The organism is Sellimonas catena, from assembly GCF_027924685.1.
Taxonomy (GTDB): domain Bacteria; phylum Bacillota; class Clostridia; order Lachnospirales; family Lachnospiraceae; genus Sellimonas; species Sellimonas catena.
This window is the reverse complement of record NZ_BSBO01000004.1, coordinates 117,144-137,527: the sequence shown is the minus strand read 5'-3', so window position 1 is coordinate 137,527 and position 20,384 is coordinate 117,144. Positions and strand designations below refer to the sequence as shown.

Sequence of the window (20,384 nt, the reverse complement as noted above, 5' to 3'; positions counted from 1 at the left end):
GCACTGAGCTGAAAGAATGCAGGAAAAGAGGCATGACCGTGTCGTTGAGATGCGATTGTGCTTTTTTTCTGGAAAAGTTGGCGATTATAAAATGCTGTTTGTGGCTACCAGAAAGTGTCGCTCGACAGTCTGGAATCTGCCGCAAAACGGATTTCTGCCTGGCTTTCCAATCCAGAGCAGCCGCTTGAAGAACTGGAAGAAAAGAGGGTATGCTTTTGGCCGGAGGAAGACAGAATCTATTCCTTCAACCGCTGGGAACAGATTGTAAGCGCATCCAACATGAATGCATTATAAAGAAGAAAGTATCTGGATAGGAAAGGGAGCTGGTTTCTGCCTGATGGCGGGAATCCGGCTCTTTTTTCACCACCCTGCGCAATGAAATGCCGGAATAAAAACATGGATTTTCCGGAAGCCGTATTGCAAAAAGAAAAACCTGATTTTATACTGGTTACAGGCGGTAAAATATAATAAGAGGATTACGGAAAAATAAAATGAACATGGAGGAACTATGAAGCGAGAAAAGATCAAAAGACACCTGGCTGATCCGGAGTTTTTTCAGGAAAACCGGATGGATCCGGTATCGGATCACAAATGGTATGAGACCGAGACAGAAGCGCTTCGGGAAGAGGAAATGACCTGGCGCCACAGCCTGAACGGGCGGTGGAGATTTTTTTATGCACTGAATCCTGACAGTGTACCGGAAGGATTTGAAAAGAAAACTTTTTCCTGCGAAGGATGGGATACGATTCCGGTACCGGCTCAGATGGAGCTTTGCGGGTACGGAGCGCCGCTTTACCGGGATACGGACTACCCGTGGGACGGGATCGAGGCAGTAAAGCCGCATGAAGTTCCGGAAAAGGAAAATCCGACCGGCTGCTATGTGACAACATTTACGGTACCGGCGCAGATGAAGGGAAAACGGATTCAGATTCACTTTGAAGGAGTGGAGACGGCATTTCACTTCTGGATCAATGGAACATACGTGGGATACAGCGAGGACAGCTATACTCCGGCGGTATTTGAAATTACGGATCTGCTCAAAGAAGGGGAGAATAAACTTGCCATGGAGGTATACCGGTTCTCTTCCGGCTGCTGGCTTGAGGATCAGGACTTCTGGCGGATGGGAGGAATCATCCGTGAGGTGGCGCTGACAGCTGTGCCGGATCTGCATATCCGGGATCTGGATGTGGAGACGGACCTTGATGAAACGTATACCGATGCAAGCGCCAATATCAGGCTGACACTGGACGGAAGTCTTTCAGAAGAAGGGGAAGTGTGCTGGTGTCTGCTGGACGGGGAAATCCGGATGGAAAAGCTGCATGAAATGGATGAAAAGGAAATTCTGTCGGGATGTGAAAAGATCCGGAACGGAAAGGCAGAGATTTCCCTTGATGTACCGAGTGCAAAGCTTTGGAGTGCTGAACTTCCGTATCTGTACCGGCTGATTCTGACGGTCAGGGATAAGGATGGAAATGTCTGTGAAGCGGTTCCGTATCTGATTGGTTTTCGGAAGGTGGAAATCCGGGATGCAGTCCTTCTTTTTAATGGAAAGCGTCTGCGGTTAAACGGTGTCAACCGGCATGAGTTTTCGCCATCGAAGGGTAGAGCGATTGGCATGGAAGAGATGGAATGGGATATCCGGTTCTTTAAGAAAAATCATTTTAATGCCGTGCGGACGAGCCATTATCCGAACCAGAGTGCCTGGTATGATCTTTGCGACCGGTTCGGTATTTATGTGATGGATGAGGCGAATCTGGAAACACACGGAACCTGGCATACTATGAAGTTTGAGCATACCCTGCCGGGAGATTTCCCGCAGTGGCGCGAGGCGGTATTAAGCCGTGCGGAGGCGATGCTGGAGCGGGATAAAAATCATGCCTGCATTTTCTGCTGGAGCATCGGAAATGAATCCTGGGCAGGAAAAAATCTGTATGATATGAGTATGTATTTCCGAAACCGTGACAAGAGCCGGCCGGTACATTATGAAAATGTGTGCCATACGCCGGAGTGGGCGGACACAACGGATCTGGAAAGCCATATGTACGCTTCGCCGGAAAAAGCGGAGGCATACTTGAAAAATAATCCGAAGAAACCGTATGTGCTGTGCGAGTATGCGCACTCTATGGGAAATTCCACCGGAAACCTGGATGAATATACAAAGCTTCTGGATAAATATCCGCAGTACTGCGGCGGTTTTATCTGGGACTATATTGATCAGGCACTGTATAAGACTGGACCGGACGGAAAGCAGTTCCTTGCGTACGGAGGAGATTTCGGTGACCGGCCGTCCAATTATGCGTTCTGTGCTGACGGCGTGATTTTCGCAGACCGTACGCTTTCTCCGAAAATGCAGGAAGTAAGATACCTGTATCAGCCGTATGAGCTGATTCCGGAAGCAGACGGAATTGTTATCAGAAGCAGACAGCTGTTTGAAACATCAGAATCCTGGAAGCTTTGCTGGACACTGGAAAAGGAAGGCCGGATTCTGCGCAGAGGAACGAGTGATGTTGTGGTAAATCCGGGGGAAGAGGTAAAGGTGCCGTGTGATCTTGCTCTTCCGGAAGAAGCAGGAGAGTATGTCCGGACAGCAAGACTTCTGTACAAAGAAGCGACTTCTTACGCAGAGGCAGGGGAGGAATTCTGCTTTGGACAGTCGGTGGAGACGGTGGAAAAGACAGAGCCGGAATTTGGCTGCGGGACAGAGCCGGAAGTGGTTGAAGGAGATTTTTCTCTTTCGATTGTGGGAACAGGTTTTCGCCTGACATTTGATAAGGTGACCGGAAAACTTGTGGCCTGCAAGATCGGGAAAAAAGAGCTTGTGTATGATGGCATCCATACGTTGAAACCGGAGTTCTGGCGCGCGCCGACAGACAATGATGCCGGATACCATATGGCAGAAAAATGTGCGCCGTGGAAGCTTGCATCCCTGTATCCGCAGGTGAAGAAGGTGGATATCAGAAAGGAATCTGGTTTTGTGACAGTTGAGACGGAATATCTTCTGTTCTCCGGTGTGACCTGCAAGGTATCCATTCAGGTGGACGGACAGGGTACCATGAAGGTATGCGAGACTTATGACGGATTCCCGGATACGCCGGCAATGCCGTGCTTTGGAATGTCCTGGAAACTTCCGAAGGAATTTGACCAGATTACCTGGTACGGAGTCGGGCCGGAGGAGACATACTGTGACCGGAAATGCGGAGGAAAAACAGGTGTCTTCCGTGCTACGGCAGCAGATGGAATGACGCCGTATGTCAGACCGCAGGAATGCGGCAATCATGTGGAGACCAGATGGATGGAGCTGACCGATCAGGAAGGTAGCGGTATCCGGATTGAATCGGACGGAACATTTGAATTTTCGGTTCTTCCATATACTTGTCATGAAATTGAGTCGGCGGAACATGCATATGAACTTCCGGCGGCATACGCTTCGGTGCTTCGTATTCTGGACATGCAGACCGGAGTGGGCGGAGATAACAGCTGGGGCGCATGGGCCCATGAGCCGTACATTGTCAAAGGTGAAGAAGCGCGGACATTTACATTTTATGTGCGCCTCCTTGGCTGATACAAAATTTTCCCAAAGAAGAAAATTTCGGAAAAAATATTTGACATACCGGAGAAAACGGGGTAAACTATCCATATCGCGTGACAATGGTGTCAGATCGAAAGAAGATCTGGCACCATTTTTTTATTCTGCGGGAAAGTTTTCCGGACTTTCTTATAGAATAATAAGTCCTCCGGACAGCGCGGCGAAATGAAAAGGAAGCAGAAAGGAAGAAGATTGGTATGAGATTGAAAGATGCAGGGCTGACAGCCGAGAAACTGAAAAAAATCGTGAGCAAATATATGGTGGAAACATATGAACGGTATCCATTTATCGCAGAACGGGCAGAAGGTATGTATCTGTATGACGAAAAGGGAAATGCCTATCTGGACTTTTACGGCGGTGTGGCAGTAAACAGCGCAGGAAACCGTAACCCGAAGGTTGTGGAGGCAATCCACGAACAGACAGATGATATCATTCACACGTTTAATTATCCATATACGGTTCCGCAGGCCTTGCTTGCAAAGAAAATCTGTGATACCATCGGCATGGACAAAATCTTCTATCAGAATTCCGGAACGGAAGCAAATGAATGCATGATCAAAATGGCTAGAAAATACGGAACAGAGAAATTCGGACCGGAACATTATCATATCGTAACTGCCAAAAACGGTTTCCACGGCCGGACTTACGGCGCGCTTTCCGCGACAGGCCAGCCGGACAATGGATGCCAGTTGGGATATAAGCCGGTACTCCCGGGATTTTCCTATGCAGAATTTAATAATCTGGAAGACTTTAAGAGTAAATGTACCGAAAATACGATCGCGATTATGATTGAGCCGGTACAGGGCGAAGGCGGAGTGCATCCGGCCAGTCAGGAATTTATTGAAGGCCTGAGAAAGCTCTGTGACGAGAGAGGCATGCTTCTGCTCTTTGACGAGGTACAGACCGGATGGGGCAGAACCGGAGACATCATGGCGTTTATGGGATATGGCGTGAAGCCGGATGCGGTCACCATGGCAAAAGCAATGGGAGGCGGAATGCCGATCGGCGCATGCTGCATGTCAAAAGAGCTTGCAAAAGTCATGACATCCGGATCACACGGCTCCACTTACGGAGGACATCCGGTGGCATGTGCGGCGGCGCTTGCATCAATTTCAGAAATTCTGGATCAGAATTTAAGCGAAAACGCAAAAATCATGGGAGAGTATTTCATGAAGCGGATGAAAGAACTTCCGCATGTCAAGGAAGTCCGCGGAAGAGGACTTCTGACAGGATGTGAATTCGATATTCCGATAGCACATGAAGTCAAGGCAGAATGTATGAAGAGACGCCTTCTGATCACCGCGATTGGCGAGAGCACCAACCGGATGATCCCGCCGCTGATCTTAAAGAAAGAGCATGTAGATCAGGCGATTGATATTATGAAAAAAGCCGTCCATGCGGCAGTGCTTTCCTATCAGTCCGAGAATTTCCGGACTGCATAATAAAAGCAGGAATTCAAAAAGAAGGGTATGTTAAGTAGGAAAAGGAGTTAAGAAACATGAGAAAATTTAAAGAAATCAATCCATCACCACGCACACTGATGACACCGGGACCGGTAGAAGCGGATCCGCGTGTGTTGCGCGCGATGAGTGCACATATTCTGGGACAGTTTGATCCGGAGTTTACCGAACTGATGAATGAGACGATGGAGATGGAACGCTACGTGTTCCAGACGAAAAACCGTCAGACATATCTTGTGGATACCACATCCAGAGGAGGACTTGAGACAGTTCTTACCGGAGCCATCTGTCCGGGAGACAAAGTGCTGATCCCTGCATTTGGCCGTTTCGGATATCTGCTTGCGGAGATTCTGGAGCGCTGCGGAGCGGATATCACACTTCTGGAAAAAGAATGGGGAACCGTATTTGACCCGCAGGAAGTAGAAGACGCACTGAAAAAGGACAGCTACAAGGCAGTAGCCTGCATCCACGGGGAAACTTCCACATCCATGATGCAGCCGTTGAAAGAAATCGGGGAAATCTGTGAACGCTATGGAGTTCTTCTGATTGTAGATGCGGTGGCAACTCTGGGAGGAACAGAAGTGAAGGTTGACGACTGGAAATTATCTGCCTGCATCTCCGGAACACAGAAATGTATTTCCGCTCCATCAGGTTCTGCGCTGATCACTTATAATGAGCAGATCGAGCAGATTGTCAAAGCGAGAAAACGTGTGGAGAAAGGAATCCGTACGGCGGATGATGTGGCGGGGCAACTTGCCGGAATCCCAAGCAACTATCTGGACCTTGGACAGCTGGAAGATTACTGGAGCCCGCGCCGGCTTAACCACCATACAGAGGCAACCAGCATGCAGTATGCGGTGCATGAAGCGCTCCGCTGTATCGTGGAGGAAACGCTCGAAGCACGGTTTGCAAGACATCAATTAAATGACCGGGCACTGACAGCCGGATTACAGGCGATGGGCCTTACCATCTTCGGAGATCTGGAACACAAAATGCCGGTTGTGACAGCGATCAATATTCCGGAAGGAGTTGACGGAAAAGCGATCCGCGGCATGATGTTAAATGAATTCGGAATCGAGATTGCAACTTCTTTCGGACCGCTGGACGGAAAGATCCTGCGAATCGGAAACATGGGCTACTCAAGCCAGAAGAGAAACATCCTGATTCTTCTTGGCGCACTGGAAGCAGTCATGAAGAGAAACGGCGTCAAAGTATCTACAGGCGAAGCTGTGAACGCAGCGATGGACGTTTACGAGAACGCCGCAAAGAAACAGGAAGCATAGAAAATTCCGCAGAGTGTGTCGATCCCGGAGGAGTGGCCGATCTGAGAAAATGAGGAAAGGATCTTGCGGGAATCCGGGCAGGGAAGCTCTTTTACCGGACGGCTGAAATGCCCCTGGAGAGCGCAGGAAAGAAACGTCCGGCTGATATCGTTCGTATCGCCAAGATGCTGTGAAATTTCTTTCCGGAGAAGCCGGGCAAAAGGGTGCTCCCACTGTCCGGCAAAGCGCAGGCCCGCAAGGAAACCGCAGAGAAAATCGTCTCCCGACGGAGTCAGGCCGATGCCAAGGCCGATCAGACCGGCAAGCGAGGTGGAAGATTCCTCATAACAGGAAGAAGCGGCCAGATGCCTGGCATCTTCGAGGCGTTTTCCGGCAACGGCAAGAAAAGCCTCTTTCCCAAAATCAGAAGAATCCTTTTGCGGTTCCGGAGAAAAAAGCTCGGAAAAGCCGCCGGAGCCGGACAGACAGATAGCCTCTTTTACGGCGGAAGTATCAACCGGAACAGCCTGATCCGGGAGAAACGAGTCAAAAACCAGGGCGTCGGACAGATTGAAAATGATCCGGGTGCCGTGGGAATGGATCGTAATGCTTTGGCCGTCTGTGGATACCGGATCTTCCGGCTGGATAGACAGTGCTTCCATTTCCGGAGCCTGCAGATCTGTGATCAGGCTGACCGGGGATAAGGGAGAGGAGGCTGCCTGCAGGGCAACGAGCGCCGGACCAAGGTGCAGATTGATTGTTTTCCGGTATACAGAATGAACCGTTCCGGTGGAATATTGACTGAGTATACCGGCAGCAAAAGATGCCGTCTCCGTAATGTGGTATTTCATATATAAACCCTCTCTTACGCGGAATATTGTTTCTATATCAGGTAAAATTTTAGCAAAAAGACGAGAAAATGGCAAATATAACGGGTAAATTATACAAGGTGGATAAAAAAGAAGTTTTTTTTTACTTCTTTTCTACATTGTAACTTGACACTTTATCCGATAGAATTACAATATATCATCTGGTTAGGCAGTAACCAAGTTTTGAGAAAGGAAGGAAAGATGGATGGAGAAAAAGAAAAAATTCTCAATTTCATTGACAACGCAGATCCTGATTGCTACAGTCGGCGGTCTTGCCTTTGGAACGATTGTAGGACCGTGGGCATCTAATCTGAAATTTATCGGCGATATCTTTTTACGTCTGATTCAGATGTCAGTAGTGCTTCTGGTTATGTCCGCTGTGGCCGGCGCTGTCGGTGGAGGAGACGGACGGGATGTAGGAAAGATGGGCTTCCATACATTCAAATGGATTATCGTGTTTACGATTTTCTCAGCTGGACTGGGCGCCGCGCTGGCGATGCTGGTTAAGCCGGGACTTGGAGCGGATTTATCTTCTGCGGAGGAAGTTGCGGCAGCAGCGGTTGAGTCCACATCTTTACAGGACACGCTTACAAATTTTGTACCGACGAATATTATTCAGGCGATGGCAGAAGGTTCCATGGTACCGTGTATCGTATTCGCCCTGTTCTTTGGTGTTGCGATGGGACAGTACACAAAGCAGACCGGAAACAGAAATATTGCAGATCTGGTAATTGGCGTGAATACGGTTATCACCAATATCATCAAGATTGTCATGAAAGTTGCTCCGATCGGTATCTTCTGTCTGCTGGCAGACGTTGCAGGAAAGACAGGATTGGACGTAATTAAGCCGATGCTTAAATTCCTCGGAATTCTCCTTGTCGGCGACGCGATTCAGTTCCTCGTATTTGGACCGCTTACCGCGGCTCTGTGCAAGGTCAACCTGTTTAAGATGCCGAAAAAATTTGCCAAGATGTCTATGATGGCGATCACAACGACATCCGGTGCAATCTGTCTTCCGACGAAGATGGAAGATGCAGTGGAAAAATTCGGTGTCAGCCGTAAGGTTGCAGACTTCACAGGACCGATCACCATGTCTATGAACAGCTGTGGTGCGGCTCAGTGTTACGTGGTTGCGATCTTCTTTATGGCACAGGCTACAGGAGTTGAGTTAAGTGCATATCAGATGGGTATGGCGATTCTTCTTTCCTGCCTGATGTGTCTGGGAACAATCTCCGTTCCGGGCGGATCTGTAATTGTATATACATTCCTGGCATCCTCACTGGGACTGCCGATGGACAGTATCGCAGTACTGATCGGTATCGACTGGTTCGCAGGAATGTTCCGTACACTGATGAACGTAGACGTAGACGTTATGGTTGCAATGCTTGTTGCATGCAAGATCGGTGAATTTGATTACGACGTTTACAACGGCAAAAAGACTGTAAAATATTAATACATAGTAAAAAGCACAAAGAGGTGTGCGGATTCGGAAAACAGCCGGGTCTGCGCACCTTTTCTTTTGTTGAATTCGGAGAGCCGAACTGGTAAAATCTATAGTAACAACGTGAAAAGAAGTGAAAGGAAGAGAAGGAGGAGAGAGATGTACGAATTATTGGTGAAAAACGGAAAAATCGTGACGGCAGATTCTGTGGAAGACGGAAACATTGCCGTAAAAGACGGGAAGATTGCCGCGATTTTAAGTCCGGGAGAGGAGCCTGAAGCCGAAAAGGTGATCGATGCAGGCGGGAAATATGTGTTCCCGGGTGCGATCGATACCCATGCGCATTTAAACGATCCTGGATATGAATGGAGAGAAGATTACGCGCACGGTACGGCGGCAGCGGCAGTCGGAGGTTACACGACAATTATTGATATGCCCCTTCAGAATGAACCGGCCATGACGACGGCGGAGCTTTTTGACAGGAAAGTGGAGGCGGTGGATCTGAACGCTTATGTGGACTACTGCTTCTGGGGCGGCCTGATTCCGGACAACTTTGATGATCTGGAAGGACTTCATGAGAAAGGGTGCGTCGCTTTCAAATCCTTCATCGGTCCGGTATCTCCGGATTACAGTTCTCTGAATTATGGACAGGCGTATGAGGCCATGCAGAGAATTCAAAAGTTCGGAGGCAGGGCAGGTTTTCACTGTGAAGATTTCTCCACCATCAAGTGGCAGGAGCAGCGGATGATCCGGGAAGGCCGGCTTGACTGGCAGGGATTTCTGGACTCCCGTCCGGTGATCGCAGAGATGCTTGCGATGGTGGATATTATTGAGATTGCAAAAGCAACCGGATGTAAAGCGCATATCTGTCATGTCAGCAGCCCGGATGTAGCCCAGAAGATCAAGGAGGCACAGCAGGAAGGCTATGATATCACTGCTGAGACCTGTTCCCATTATCTGAGCATGACGGATAAGGATGTCCTTGAAAACGGACCGCTCTTTAAATGTGCTCCGCCGCTTCGCTCCCAGGAGGAAGTAGACCGTCTCTGGTCCTATGTGGAAGACGGCACATTCAGCGGAATTGCAAGTGATCATTCTCCGTGCTCCTACGATGAGAAATACAATGAGATTCTCGGAAAGAAGATTGAAAATGTGTTTGATGTCTGGGGCGGTATCAGCGGAATCCAGAGCGGTTTCCAGACGGCGTTTTATGAGGGATGCGTAAAGAGAAATCTTTCTCCAAGTGTTCTGGCAGATGCCATGTCAGTGCGCCCGGCCAAAGCGTTCGGTATCTACGGGAAAAAGGGAGATATCCGGATCGGGTTTGATGCGGATCTTCTGATTGTCGATCCGGAAAAAGAGTGGGAGATTACGGCGGATTCCCTTCTCTATGTAAATAAGATTTCTGCTTTTGTCGGAATGAAAGGAAAGGGACTTCCGGTGTGTACAATCCTTCGCGGAAAAGTGGCTGCGGAAGATGGAAAAGTAACAGGAGAAAAAGGAGCAGGCATGCTGGTCAGAAGATTATCCTGATCAGCCCGCAGGAAGGAAAGGAAAAATTATGAGTAATATTGTTGACAACAAAAATCTGAACCCGGAACTGGCGAAAAACGTAGATCCGGATTTGCAGCCGACGAAAAAGAGAATTATGGATCCGGTATCCTATGCGGCAAGCTTCATGGGCGGCTGTGTATCGATCGGTACCTTTTCCATGGGTGCAGGACTGATCGGAGCCCTGACCGTGACACAGGCCATACTTGCCATGGTGATCGGATGTCTGGTTATCGCGGTTGCCCTTGTCGTGATCGGACAGTGTGGGCATAAATACGGAATTCCGTTTACGGTACAGCTTCGGAGCAGTTTTGGTACGACAGGAATCAAGGTGCCGGGACTTTTACGAGGAATCCCGGCGATCATCTGGTTCGGATTTCAGAGCTGGGTCGGAGCAGGAGCCATCAACAGCTGTCTGGACATCCTCTTTGGGTTTGACAATCTTCCGGTTGTCTACGTCCTGTTTACGATTCTTCAGGTGGCACTGGCAATCAAAGGATTTGAGGGAATCAAATGGATGGAGAATATTTCCTGTATCTTCATCATTGCCATCCTGATTTATATGCTGTACGTGGTACGGACACAGTTTTCTACGGAGATTGATGATGTATTTTCCGGAATCAAGGGGACATGGGGAATGCCGTTCTGGGCAGCCACCACATCATTCCTTGGTATTTATTCCACGATGATTATCAATGCATCCGACTATTCCCGTAACGTAAAGGAAAATGTAGGGCCGGTCAAAACAGGATCGATCTATACGATCGCAATTCTTCCGGTTACTCTTTTCATGGGGCTGATCGGACTGCTTGTTACAGCGGCAACCGGAAACAGTGACCCGGTTGTAGTATTCTCTACAACAATGGGAAGCAAATTCCTCACTGTCGTTACCCTGCTTTTCATCGCATTTGCACAGGTGACGACAAACGTGCTGAACAACATCGTGCCTCCGGCTTACGTGCTGATGGAAGCGTTCCACGTAAAATGGAAACTTTCCACCGTCATTGTCGGTGTCCTTTCCATCTGTTGTATGCCATGGAAGCTGGTAACCGATGAATCCGCAGCAGGACTGAATCTGTTCACACAGTTCTACTCCGCGTTCCTAGGACCGATCTTCGCGGTAATGGCAGTAGATTACTTCATTCTGAGAAGACAGAAGCTTGACATCAATATGATGTACGATAAACAGGGATCATTTAAGGGTGTGAACTGGGCGGCGATCATCGCCATTATCGTCGGTTCCCTCTGCTCCCTGCTGATTGTGGAGCTTTCATGGTATGTCAGCCTCATCCCGACGGGAGTTGTATATTACTTCCTGATGAAGAAGATGAAGAGTGCGGCACCGTTCTGCAAGGGAACGATTTTTGAAAGGGAATAGAAATGAAAAATCCAATGGCGACAATGGAACTGGATGACGGGCGCAAGATTGTTCTGGAACTGTATCCTGACATAGCGCCAAATACAGTAAATAATTTTATTCAGCTTGCAAACAGCGGACGGTATGACGGGCGGAAGATTCACCGCATCGTGAAAGAATTTGTGCTGCAGGGAGGCTCTTTGACAGGAACCTGCCATCAGCCGAATGATGAGTTCTCTATCAAGGGAGAGTTTGAAGAAAATGGATTTCATAATCCACTGAAACATGAGACAGGCGTGATTTCCATGGCCCGAGGATCACATTTTGACAGTGCGGCGACACAGTGGTTTATCATGCACCGCCCGGCGGAACGGCTGGATGGAAAATATGCAGCCTTCGGAAAAGTAGTGGAAGGACAGGAAGTGGTGGAAGAACTAGGATATCGTCCGACGGACGAGACACCGGGAAAGTATAACCCGCCGCTGGAACCAGTCTATACGACACGGATTCGCGTAGATCCAGGGGATTGGAATTACACCGAGCCGGAGCGGATTGTGCCTGGCGTACCGGAAGATTAAGAATGGAAAAGAGAAACTATTTGTTATGGAAAGACACCCCAAAGCAAAACACCGGGGTGTCTTTTTAACTGTTTCGATCGTGAAAATTTAGTTTTTAGAACCAATATACATGGCATGCCCGCAGGTTTCAATAATTTCCTTAATTTCCGAAGTTTCTTCTATGAGGTGAAGGATTTCATCAAACATTCCCCTGTCAGGGATATGATATAACTGTTCCTCTTTTTCGTAACCAAAGCCGCGTATAGATGAAATAGAAATTTTCGTAAAATGATGCTTTGCAAATAATTGTTCGATTTGATCAGAGGAAGGATAATAGCCTTCCTGAAATCCGTTCTGATCCATGTTGGTAAATTTACCTGAATGGAATACCTCACGCAAATTGGTTTTGTTTACCTGTTCTGGATGTCGGCAATATCTGTCTACAATTGCGATACTTCCGGAAAGATAAGGAATAAAGCTCGCAAAAACCAAACCGCCATTTTTCAGAACCCGAGACACTTCGCTGATACATTTTTGCCGTTCGCTTTCTTCTAACAGATGGTATAGAGGGCCAAACAATAAAACTACGTCAAATTGATTGTCTTCATAAATATTTAAATCTATTGCGTTTACGACATTGCAGGAAATTACATTTTTTTCGTTCAAAGCATCTACTTTTTCTTTTGCTTTGTCAATTAGTGTTTCTGATAGATCGGCCAGATACATTTGGTATCCAAGAGATGCCAGGGGAAATGTATAAGCTCCTGCGGCACCGCCTAAGTCCAATATTGCTGCGGATTCAGGGAGGTATTTTTTCAGTTTTCTCATGGTCATGTCATATTCCAGTTTTCCGCTGTAATCAGTGGTTAATCGTTCATCTTCGTTAAATACGCTATAATACTCCTGTATTTTTTTAAAATCAGTCATAAAAGCCCCTCACTGTTAACTCTGTATAATTTCATCCAGAAATTTCACTGTTTCTTCAAGAAGCCGGGATGTTTCCGGCGCCTCCTCGTCCCGGTCAAAGTCGTGGACGTTTCCGGCGGAAATGAAACGTGCCGGTTGATATTTTTCACACAGTGCCAGAAATTCTGAGTACGGTACATCCGGATCGTTTGTGCTGTGTGCCGCAAAGAGCGGACATGGGAGTGTGTCACTGGTACGAAGAGAGTAGTCAAGGTAGAAGAACTTCTCCCGGCCCTCATAGACGAGGGATTTCCAGTTTCCGGTCTGGCGGGCGTAAACATAGACACTGTAGTGGGTACTAAGATCTCCGGAGCAGTGAATTTCCTGCGGAACAGCGTCAAGGCATGATGCAGATACGGCAGGGAGATTCTGATAGTAAGGGCTCGGGGAGTCAAACCAGTTGTCACAGAGAAATCCATATCCATAGTAAGAAAGAACTCCGGCAGGTTTCTCATCCGGATTCCCGTGGGCCGCCGCAATCAGACAGAGGTAAGCTCCGGCGGAACGTCCAAAGAGGATGTACGGAAGCTTTTTCGGCACATACTGTTCCCAGTGGCGCAGATAATGATTGATGGAATCTGTGACACTTGAGAGGATGGTATCCAGCTTCGCGGCCGGGGCCAGAGGATACTCAAAAGAGACAACCGGGTATCCGGCTCCGGTAAGAGTACGAAGATGCAGGGACGGCAGGTCTTCGGCATTGCCGTAAAGCAGGCCGCCTCCATGAAAATACAGGATACATGCCTTCGGAGTGACAGTCGGGTCTTCATACAGAATGGCCCGTACCGGAAAAGCACTGTCTTTTGTTTCAAATTCTTTCATCAGCATCATAATCTACGATCCTCGTCTTTCTTGTTGTTCTCTTACAATAAAAATTTTCGGAATTCTTCTGTTGTTGTACCATATTCCTCTGCGGCCTGTTCCAAAGTCAGCAAATGTTTACGGTACAGATTGACCAGCAGTTCTTTCTTTTCCAATGCTTTGCCTTCTTCCCTTCCGATGGTCTTACCCTCTTCTCTTCCGATACTTTTACCCTCTTCCATACCGGCGATTCTGCCATCCTCCCAGCTTTCCCGCCGAAGATCTTCCTCATATTTTTCCTGATCAAATTCTTCCAGGATCACATCGCTCACCTCCGCGCTGTTTTGTTCCAGGAATTCCTTCAGGATATCCTTTTCGATACAGCTTTTCTGCGCTTCCTGGACCGCTGTTTCTATGGCAAGCCCCTGTTTCTGGTTCTCTCTTACTTCATTTATAAAGTAGGAGTATTCCCATAGAACTTTACAGCTTTCGAGAAGTTCCTGATTGTGCCCAAGATTGATGTTGAGCATCAGTGCCCGGCATTCCAGTGCCGCCTGTCCCGCAAACGCAGATTTCATAAAGGAATCTGAAAGGTTTAATTCCCGGTATTCCGATTCTTCGCTTTGTCCATTATAGAATACCACATATACCGGTACGGGTAAAGGAATCCGTCGTGTGCTGTAAAGATTCAGTCCGTGTTTCTTGATATAGTTCTGGTAAATTCGCGCCATATAAAACAGGCCGCGGATTGGCATATTGGGATTTAAGGTGCTTTGATGTTCGTACAGATTCAGAGTACTGGAAAAGAGAAAAGATACGTCATTTTTCATTCCTACATAGATGACGTCTTCCAGAGTGGTGATTTCAAGATCTTCTTCGTTCGTATAGGAAGAGTGGTTTAATGCGTTATAGAGGGATAAGAGATTGTGTCTGTCCCGGAAAATCATACGAAAAAGAGTATCTTTGTACTTCCGGTTGACAGGTTTGCCCAGAGACCGGTTCCGTTTTTTAGTTTTAGATGTGATTTTTCTTTGTTTTTTCTTCATAGGCAGAAGCCCCCTTTGAATTGAAAATAGAATTGAATCAATAGATAACAAGAAGTGTCCCGGCCTTGTAGGAAAAGGCGGGAAAGAATGTGCCCCTAGTATAGCAGTAGAAACTGTGAAAATCAACACTTTCCGGTACAAATTGGAAGAACACCGGCCCATACAGGAGAAAAACAGGGGAAACATGGATAAAAAAATAGAGGGATTTTATCCTATATTTTGCTTGAAAAAGAGAAATGAAATTGCAATAATAAAGACATAGAGACTGAACGGTCATTAAAAATGAAAGAGAGGTTAATGTTATGAGCTATTTAAATGGTCAGACAGGATATCGTGAAGATCTTCTGAATACAAGATCCGTTGTAAAGATGGGAAGCTATGCTGTGATCGAGCCGGACGGAATCGTAAAGAACGCAATCCCGGGATATGAAAACTGTGACGTGACGATCCTCGGATCCCCGGCAATGGGAGCGACATTTGCAGATTACCTGATCACTGTACATGAAAATGGAGGCAACCCGGCATTCGGCGGAGAAGGACTGGAATCTTTCATCTATGTGATCGAAGGAAGCATTACAGTAAAGAATGCAGATGAGGAAGCAACTCTGACAGAGGGCGGATACATTTACTCCCCTGCAAGCAACACGATCGCAATTAAAAACGAAGGAAAAGAAGACGCTAAACTTTTCGCATACAAACGTAGATACGAAGCAGTAGAAGGATACAGCGCACACACTGTTGTCGCAAATATCAATGACACACCGTGGATGCCATACGAAGGAATGGAAAACTGCCACAGCAAGGATTTCCTTCCGGCAGCAGGAGATTTCGGTTTTGATATGAACATGCATCTTCTGAAATTCAAACTGGGCGGATCCCACGGATACATCGAGACACATATCCAGCAGCATGGTATGTACTTCCTTCAGGGCAAGGCAATGTACCGGATCGGAGATGACTGGATTCCGTTAAAGAAAGGCGACTATGTATTCATGGACTGCTACTGCCCGCAGGCATGCTACGGAGTAGGCAAGGATGAAGATCTGATCTACATCTACTCCAAAGACTGCAACAGAGACGTACAGCTCTAGGCAGTACCGGAACAGACGATTCCCTAATAGTTTAAATAGATTTGTTTGCGCAGAGACCGGCATTATCCAGTTTGGATAATGCCGGTTTCATTATTCCGGACCGGGAAAAAGCCTTTTGACATGCCTGACAGCGGGCTTTCTGCTGTTTTGCACAGAAGGACGGCTGAAATTGACAAAAAACAGACAAAATGCACAAAAATAGATAAAAATGAAATTTCAGTTTATCTAGTTATCTGCTTGAAAAGAGAGCCGCAAATTGGGATAATAAAACTAACATATCTCAGAAGGGAATAAAGATTAAGGAGAGGATGAATCTATGAAACTATCTAGGGAAGAACTGAAAGGCCTGATGAAAAACAAACTGATGAATGCGGGCCTGAACGAAGCGCATGCAGAGATTGCAGCAGAAATTCTGACATGGTCAGATGAGAGGGGTTATCATTCACACGGAGCGGTACGTGTGGAGTACTACAGCGAGAGAATCGCAAAAGGCGGAATTACAGCAAATCCGCATTTCACATTCAAGGAGACAGGACCGTGTTCTGGAATGTTTGACGGGGACAATGGATGCGGTTATGCGGCTGCCAAGGAAGCGATGGACAAGGCCATCGAGATGGCGAAGAAAAACGGAATCGCAGTGATCGGAATCAGCAACATTTCCCACAGCGGCTCCATCGGTTACTACACAGAGATGGCTGCAAAACAGGATCTGGCGGCGATTTCTTTCTGTCAGTCAGACCCGATGGCAGTACCTCCGGGAGGAACGGAGCCTTACTATGGAACCAACCCGATTTCCTTCGCGGCACCGACAGCAGACGACCGGATCGTTGTATTTGATATGGCAACCACCGTACAGGCGTGGGGCAAGATTCTGGACAAGAGATCCAGAGGAGAATCCATCCCGGATAACTGGGCAGTAGATGAGAAGGGAAATCCGGTGACGGATCCGAACAAGGTAAACGCCCTGCTTCCGATTGCCGGAGCAAAAGGCTACGGCCTGATGATGATGGTGGACGTATTCTCCGGAATCATGACAGGTGTTCCGTTCGGAAAACATGTCAGCTCCATGTACCATGACTGCTCCAAGGGAAGAGAACTTGGACAGATGCACATCGTCATGGACCCGGCACGGTTTGTCGGACTGGAAGAGTTCAAAAAGAACATGTCCGCGACATGCGATGAGCTGAACGCAATGCCGGTAGCGGAAGGATATGACAAGGTCTACTATCCGGGCGAGCGCGCGCAGATCAGAAAGAAAAAAGCGTACGAGACCGGCGGAGTAGAGATTGTAGATTCAATCTATGAATATCTCAAGAGCGACGATATTCACTATAACAGATACGATCATAAAAACAGATTTGCAGAATAGGAGAGATACGAAACATGTTAAAAACAGTAGTGAAAAAGGGCAGTTATCATGACTCTGTTGTGCTGATGCTTCTGACGAACAAGATCTCGGCACTGGACGGAGTGAAGAAGGTCTCCATCATGATGGCGACTCCTGCCAACAAAGATATCTTCAAACAGAGCGGCCTGGATACCGAAGAGCTGATGGAAGCGACCGCAAACGACATGGTAGTTGTTGCGGACGTGGATGATGAAAGCCTTCTGGATACGATCATGGACGAGACAGAAGAGTTCTTCCGTCAGCAGTCTGCAAAGAGCGGCGGCAAGAAGGAATCTGAGAGTGTGAAGTCCTGGGACAAGGCGCTTGACAAGCTTCCGGATGCAAACCTGGCAGTCATCTCCATTCCGGGAGCGTATGCAGCCCTGGAGGCGGACCGTGCGCTTGACGAAGGCATGAATGTCTTTATGTTCAGCGACAACGTGACACTGGAAGACGAAGTCAAACTGAAAAAGAAAGCACATGAAAAGGGACTGGCTGTGATGGGACCGGACTGTGGTACAGGTATCATCCAGAGCGTTCCGATTGCATTTACAAATAATGTGGCACCGGGTTCCATCGGTATCATCGGAGCATCCGGAACCGGAATCCAGGAGCTGACAACGATTATTGACCGTCTGGGTGAAGGTGTGACCAACGCGATTGGTATCGGCGGAAGAGACCTAAATGCTGCAGTAGGCGGAATTACCATGATGGATATGATCGACGCCATGGAAGATGACGATACGGTAAAGGTTGTCATCATCGTTTCCAAGCCGCCGGCAAAAGAAGTGCGTGACAAGATTTCCGCAAGACTGAGCAGCTTTAGCAAACCGGTTGTAACGCTGTTTGTAGGAGAAAAGCCGGAATATCATGAGGAGAACTTCTACCATGCCTATACACTGGATGAGGCCGCAAGACTTGCAGTCGGTCTGGTGAGAGGAGAAGAAATTCCGGAAGCAGAAGCGGATGTAGATGAGAGCACCTTCTACAAAGCAGAGGACAAGAAAACGATCAAGGCATACTATTCAGGCGGAACGCTTGCAAATGAAGCTGCAATGCTGATCAAAGATGCTCTTGACGTGAAAGTACCGCCGGAAGATATCGAAGGATATATGCTTCAGCTTGACGGCAATGTTGTTGTGGATCTGGGCGATGATGCTTATACACAGGGTAAACCGCATCCGATGATCGACCCTGCAAAACGAATCGAATGTATGCAGGAAGCGGTCGATGATGAAAGTACAGGAGCCGTTCTTCTGGACATCATGCTTGGATATGGTTCTCACGAGGATATGGCAGGGGCCCTGCTTCCGACGATCAAAGAGCTCAAAGCAAAGGCAGAAGCTGCCGGAAGAAAGGTATTCTTCATCGCTACTGTCTGCGGAACGAGAAGAGACTATCAGGGATATGACGATGCAGTCAATAAATTAAAAGAAGCAGGCGTGATTGTCTGTGAAAATAATAAACTGGCGTGCCGTACGGCAATCCGTGCCATCGGAAGAGATTTCGCAGAGCCGGTGAAGGAAGTACGCCCGAAAGAAGCGGCAGATGCACCGAAGGCAGAGCCGTCTGAGAAGCTTCGCACTCTCCTTTCTGAGAAACCGAAGATCATCAACATCGGACTCAAGAGCTTTGCGGAAGTGGCAGAGCAGTTTGGATGCGAAGTCGTACAGTATGACTGGAATCCGCCGGCAGGAGGAAATGTGGAACTGATCAAAATCCTGAATTTCCTGCGCCACTATGACGGACTGGATATCGATGAAGCAAACCGGGAAGTGATCGCAAAAGTAGTAGCGAGCCAGCCGGTGATCATCGACAACGTAAGAGCAAAAGATGTGATTCCGGAGCTGAATGAAGGAAAAGTCATCCTTCACGCAGGCCCTCCGGTTGCATATGAAAACATGCCGGACCCGATGCAGGGTTCCTGTGTGGGAGCTGTCCTCTTTGAGGAATGGGCGGACAACGAAGCGGACGCAAGAAAGCTTCTGGAATCCGGAGAAATCAAATTTATGCCATGCCACCATGTCAATGCGGTGGGACCGATGGGCGGTATTACATCCCCGAACATGGCAGTGTTTGTTGTAAAGAACATGACAGACGGAAACGAAGCGTACTGCACCATGAACGAAGGAATCGGAAAAGTACTCCGTTTCGGAGCATACTCCGAGGAAGTCGTAGAACGTCTCCGCTGGATGAGAGATATTCTGGGACCGACACTTGGAAAGGCAATACGCGAGCTTGGCGGCATTGCGGTTAATCCGCTGATCGCAAAAGCGATTGCCATGGGAGATGAATTCCACCAGAGAAATATTGCAGCGTCCCTTGCCTTCTTAAAAGAAGTAGCGCCGACCATCACGAAGATGGAGATGGACGAGAAGGACCGCTACGATGTCATCAAGTTCCTTTCCGATACAGACCAGTTCTTCCTGAACATCATGATGGCCACAGGAAAGGCTGTAATGGATGCGGCACGGACGATCCAGAAGGGAACAATCGTAACAGCAATGTGCCGGAACGGATACGAATTCGGTATCCGGATCGCGGGCATGGGAGATCAGTGGTTTACCGGACCGGTGAATACTCCGCAGGGACTCTACTTCACAGGATACGACGGAGAAGACGCGTGCCCGGATATGGGAGACAGTGCCATCACAGAGACCTTCGGTGTCGGCGGTATGGCAATGATCGCGGCTCCTGCCGTAACAAGATTTGTCGGAGCAGGCGGCTATGAGGACGCTCTGCGTACAAGTACGGAGATGACAGAAATTACCATCGACCGGAACCCGAACTTCATCATTCCGAACTGGAACTTCCAGGGAATCTGTCTTGGAATCGATGCAAGACTTGTTGTAGAAAAAGGAATTACACCGGTAATCAATACCGGAATCGCGCATAAAGTGGCCGGATACGGACAGATCGGAGCCGGAACAGTTCATCCGCCGATCGAGTGTTTTGAAAAAGCGGTCAAAGCTTATGCAGAAAAACTGGGCTTTACTTCATAAAGAATAAC

Annotated in this window: 15 protein-coding genes; 11 read left to right on the top strand and 4 right to left on the bottom strand. The window is 48.0% G+C overall.

Annotation, left to right across the window (positions count from 1 at the left end):
* The first annotated feature begins 114 nt into the window (after positions 1-114).
* The 4 genes from Selli1_RS03320 to Selli1_RS03305 all read left to right on the top strand — a co-directional run bounded on the left by Selli1_RS03320 (position 115) and on the right by Selli1_RS03305 (position 6,329).
* A complete protein-coding gene (locus Selli1_RS03320) occupies positions 115-294 on the top strand; it encodes a hypothetical protein (protein WP_281872291.1) in 180 nt (59 codons plus the stop codon).
* A 214-nt stretch (positions 295-508) separates the two neighbouring features.
* A complete protein-coding gene (gene lacZ, locus Selli1_RS03315) occupies positions 509-3,562 on the top strand; it encodes a beta-galactosidase, LacZ type (protein ID WP_191436794.1) in 3,054 nt (1,017 codons plus the stop codon).
* A gap of 221 nt (positions 3,563-3,783) precedes the next feature.
* The gene (locus Selli1_RS03310; protein WP_191436791.1) at positions 3,784-5,028 is read left to right on the top strand and encodes an aspartate aminotransferase family protein; all 1,245 of its coding nucleotides are present in this window, start codon (positions 3,784-3,786) and stop codon (positions 5,026-5,028) included.
* A gap of 56 nt (positions 5,029-5,084) precedes the next feature.
* Complete coding sequence (locus tag Selli1_RS03305; RefSeq protein ID WP_281872289.1) at positions 5,085-6,329, top strand: (S)-ureidoglycine--glyoxylate transaminase; 1,245 nt, start codon at positions 5,085-5,087, stop codon at positions 6,327-6,329.
* Here the strand turns inward: Selli1_RS03305 and Selli1_RS03300 are convergent.
* Positions 6,296-7,159, bottom strand: a complete 864-nt coding sequence (locus tag Selli1_RS03300; protein WP_140398863.1) for an oxamate carbamoyltransferase subunit AllH family protein — start codon at positions 7,157-7,159, stop codon at positions 6,296-6,298. The genes Selli1_RS03305 and Selli1_RS03300 overlap by 34 nt on opposite strands.
* A gap of 223 nt (positions 7,160-7,382) precedes the next feature.
* Here Selli1_RS03300 and Selli1_RS03295 point away from each other — a divergent pair, with 223 nt between their 5' ends.
* The 4 genes from Selli1_RS03295 to Selli1_RS03280 all read left to right on the top strand — a co-directional run bounded on the left by Selli1_RS03295 (position 7,383) and on the right by Selli1_RS03280 (position 12,104).
* On the top strand, positions 7,383-8,630 hold the full coding sequence (locus Selli1_RS03295; RefSeq protein ID WP_087169048.1) for a dicarboxylate/amino acid:cation symporter: 1,248 nt from the start codon (positions 7,383-7,385) through the stop codon (positions 8,628-8,630).
* A gap of 147 nt (positions 8,631-8,777) precedes the next feature.
* Positions 8,778-10,151, top strand: coding sequence for an allantoinase AllB (allB, locus tag Selli1_RS03290; protein WP_087169049.1), 1,374 nt, complete (start codon positions 8,778-8,780; stop codon positions 10,149-10,151).
* A 28-nt stretch (positions 10,152-10,179) separates the two neighbouring features.
* Positions 10,180-11,547, top strand: coding sequence for an NCS1 family transporter (locus tag Selli1_RS03285; RefSeq protein ID WP_087169050.1), 1,368 nt, complete (start codon positions 10,180-10,182; stop codon positions 11,545-11,547).
* A gap of 2 nt (positions 11,548-11,549) precedes the next feature.
* The gene (locus tag Selli1_RS03280; RefSeq protein WP_087169051.1) at positions 11,550-12,104 is read left to right on the top strand and encodes a peptidylprolyl isomerase; all 555 of its coding nucleotides are present in this window, start codon (positions 11,550-11,552) and stop codon (positions 12,102-12,104) included.
* 87 nt (positions 12,105-12,191) lie between these two features.
* Here the strand turns inward: Selli1_RS03280 and Selli1_RS03275 are convergent, their stop codons facing one another.
* Genes Selli1_RS03275 through Selli1_RS03265 form a run of 3 tightly spaced genes read right to left on the bottom strand, consistent with a single transcriptional unit; the run spans position 12,192 to position 14,896 of the window.
* Complete coding sequence (locus Selli1_RS03275; RefSeq protein ID WP_087169052.1) at positions 12,192-13,010, bottom strand: class I SAM-dependent methyltransferase; 819 nt, start codon at positions 13,008-13,010, stop codon at positions 12,192-12,194.
* A gap of 15 nt (positions 13,011-13,025) precedes the next feature.
* Entirely contained in the window at positions 13,026-13,880 is an 855-nt protein-coding gene (locus Selli1_RS03270; RefSeq protein WP_087169053.1) for an alpha/beta hydrolase, read from the bottom strand.
* Between the two features lie 32 nt (positions 13,881-13,912).
* A complete protein-coding gene (locus Selli1_RS03265) occupies positions 13,913-14,896 on the bottom strand; it encodes an Rpn family recombination-promoting nuclease/putative transposase (protein ID WP_087169054.1) in 984 nt (327 codons plus the stop codon).
* A gap of 302 nt (positions 14,897-15,198) precedes the next feature.
* On the opposite strand from Selli1_RS03265, the gene allE reads away from it, so the two are divergent.
* The 3 genes from allE (at position 15,199) to Selli1_RS03250 (ending at position 20,376) form a co-directional block, all read left to right on the top strand.
* Positions 15,199-15,987 carry a (S)-ureidoglycine aminohydrolase gene (gene allE / locus Selli1_RS03260; RefSeq protein ID WP_087169055.1) on the top strand — a complete coding sequence of 263 codons (789 nt, stop codon included), beginning with the start codon at positions 15,199-15,201 and terminating at the stop codon, positions 15,985-15,987.
* A 316-nt stretch (positions 15,988-16,303) separates the two neighbouring features.
* The gene (allD, locus tag Selli1_RS03255; RefSeq protein WP_087169056.1) at positions 16,304-17,356 is read left to right on the top strand and encodes an ureidoglycolate dehydrogenase; all 1,053 of its coding nucleotides are present in this window, start codon (positions 16,304-16,306) and stop codon (positions 17,354-17,356) included.
* A 14-nt stretch (positions 17,357-17,370) separates the two neighbouring features.
* Positions 17,371-20,376, top strand: a complete 3,006-nt coding sequence (locus Selli1_RS03250; RefSeq protein ID WP_087169057.1) for a bifunctional FdrA/YlbE family protein — start codon at positions 17,371-17,373, stop codon at positions 20,374-20,376.
* The last annotated feature ends 8 nt before the right edge of the window (positions 20,377-20,384 follow it).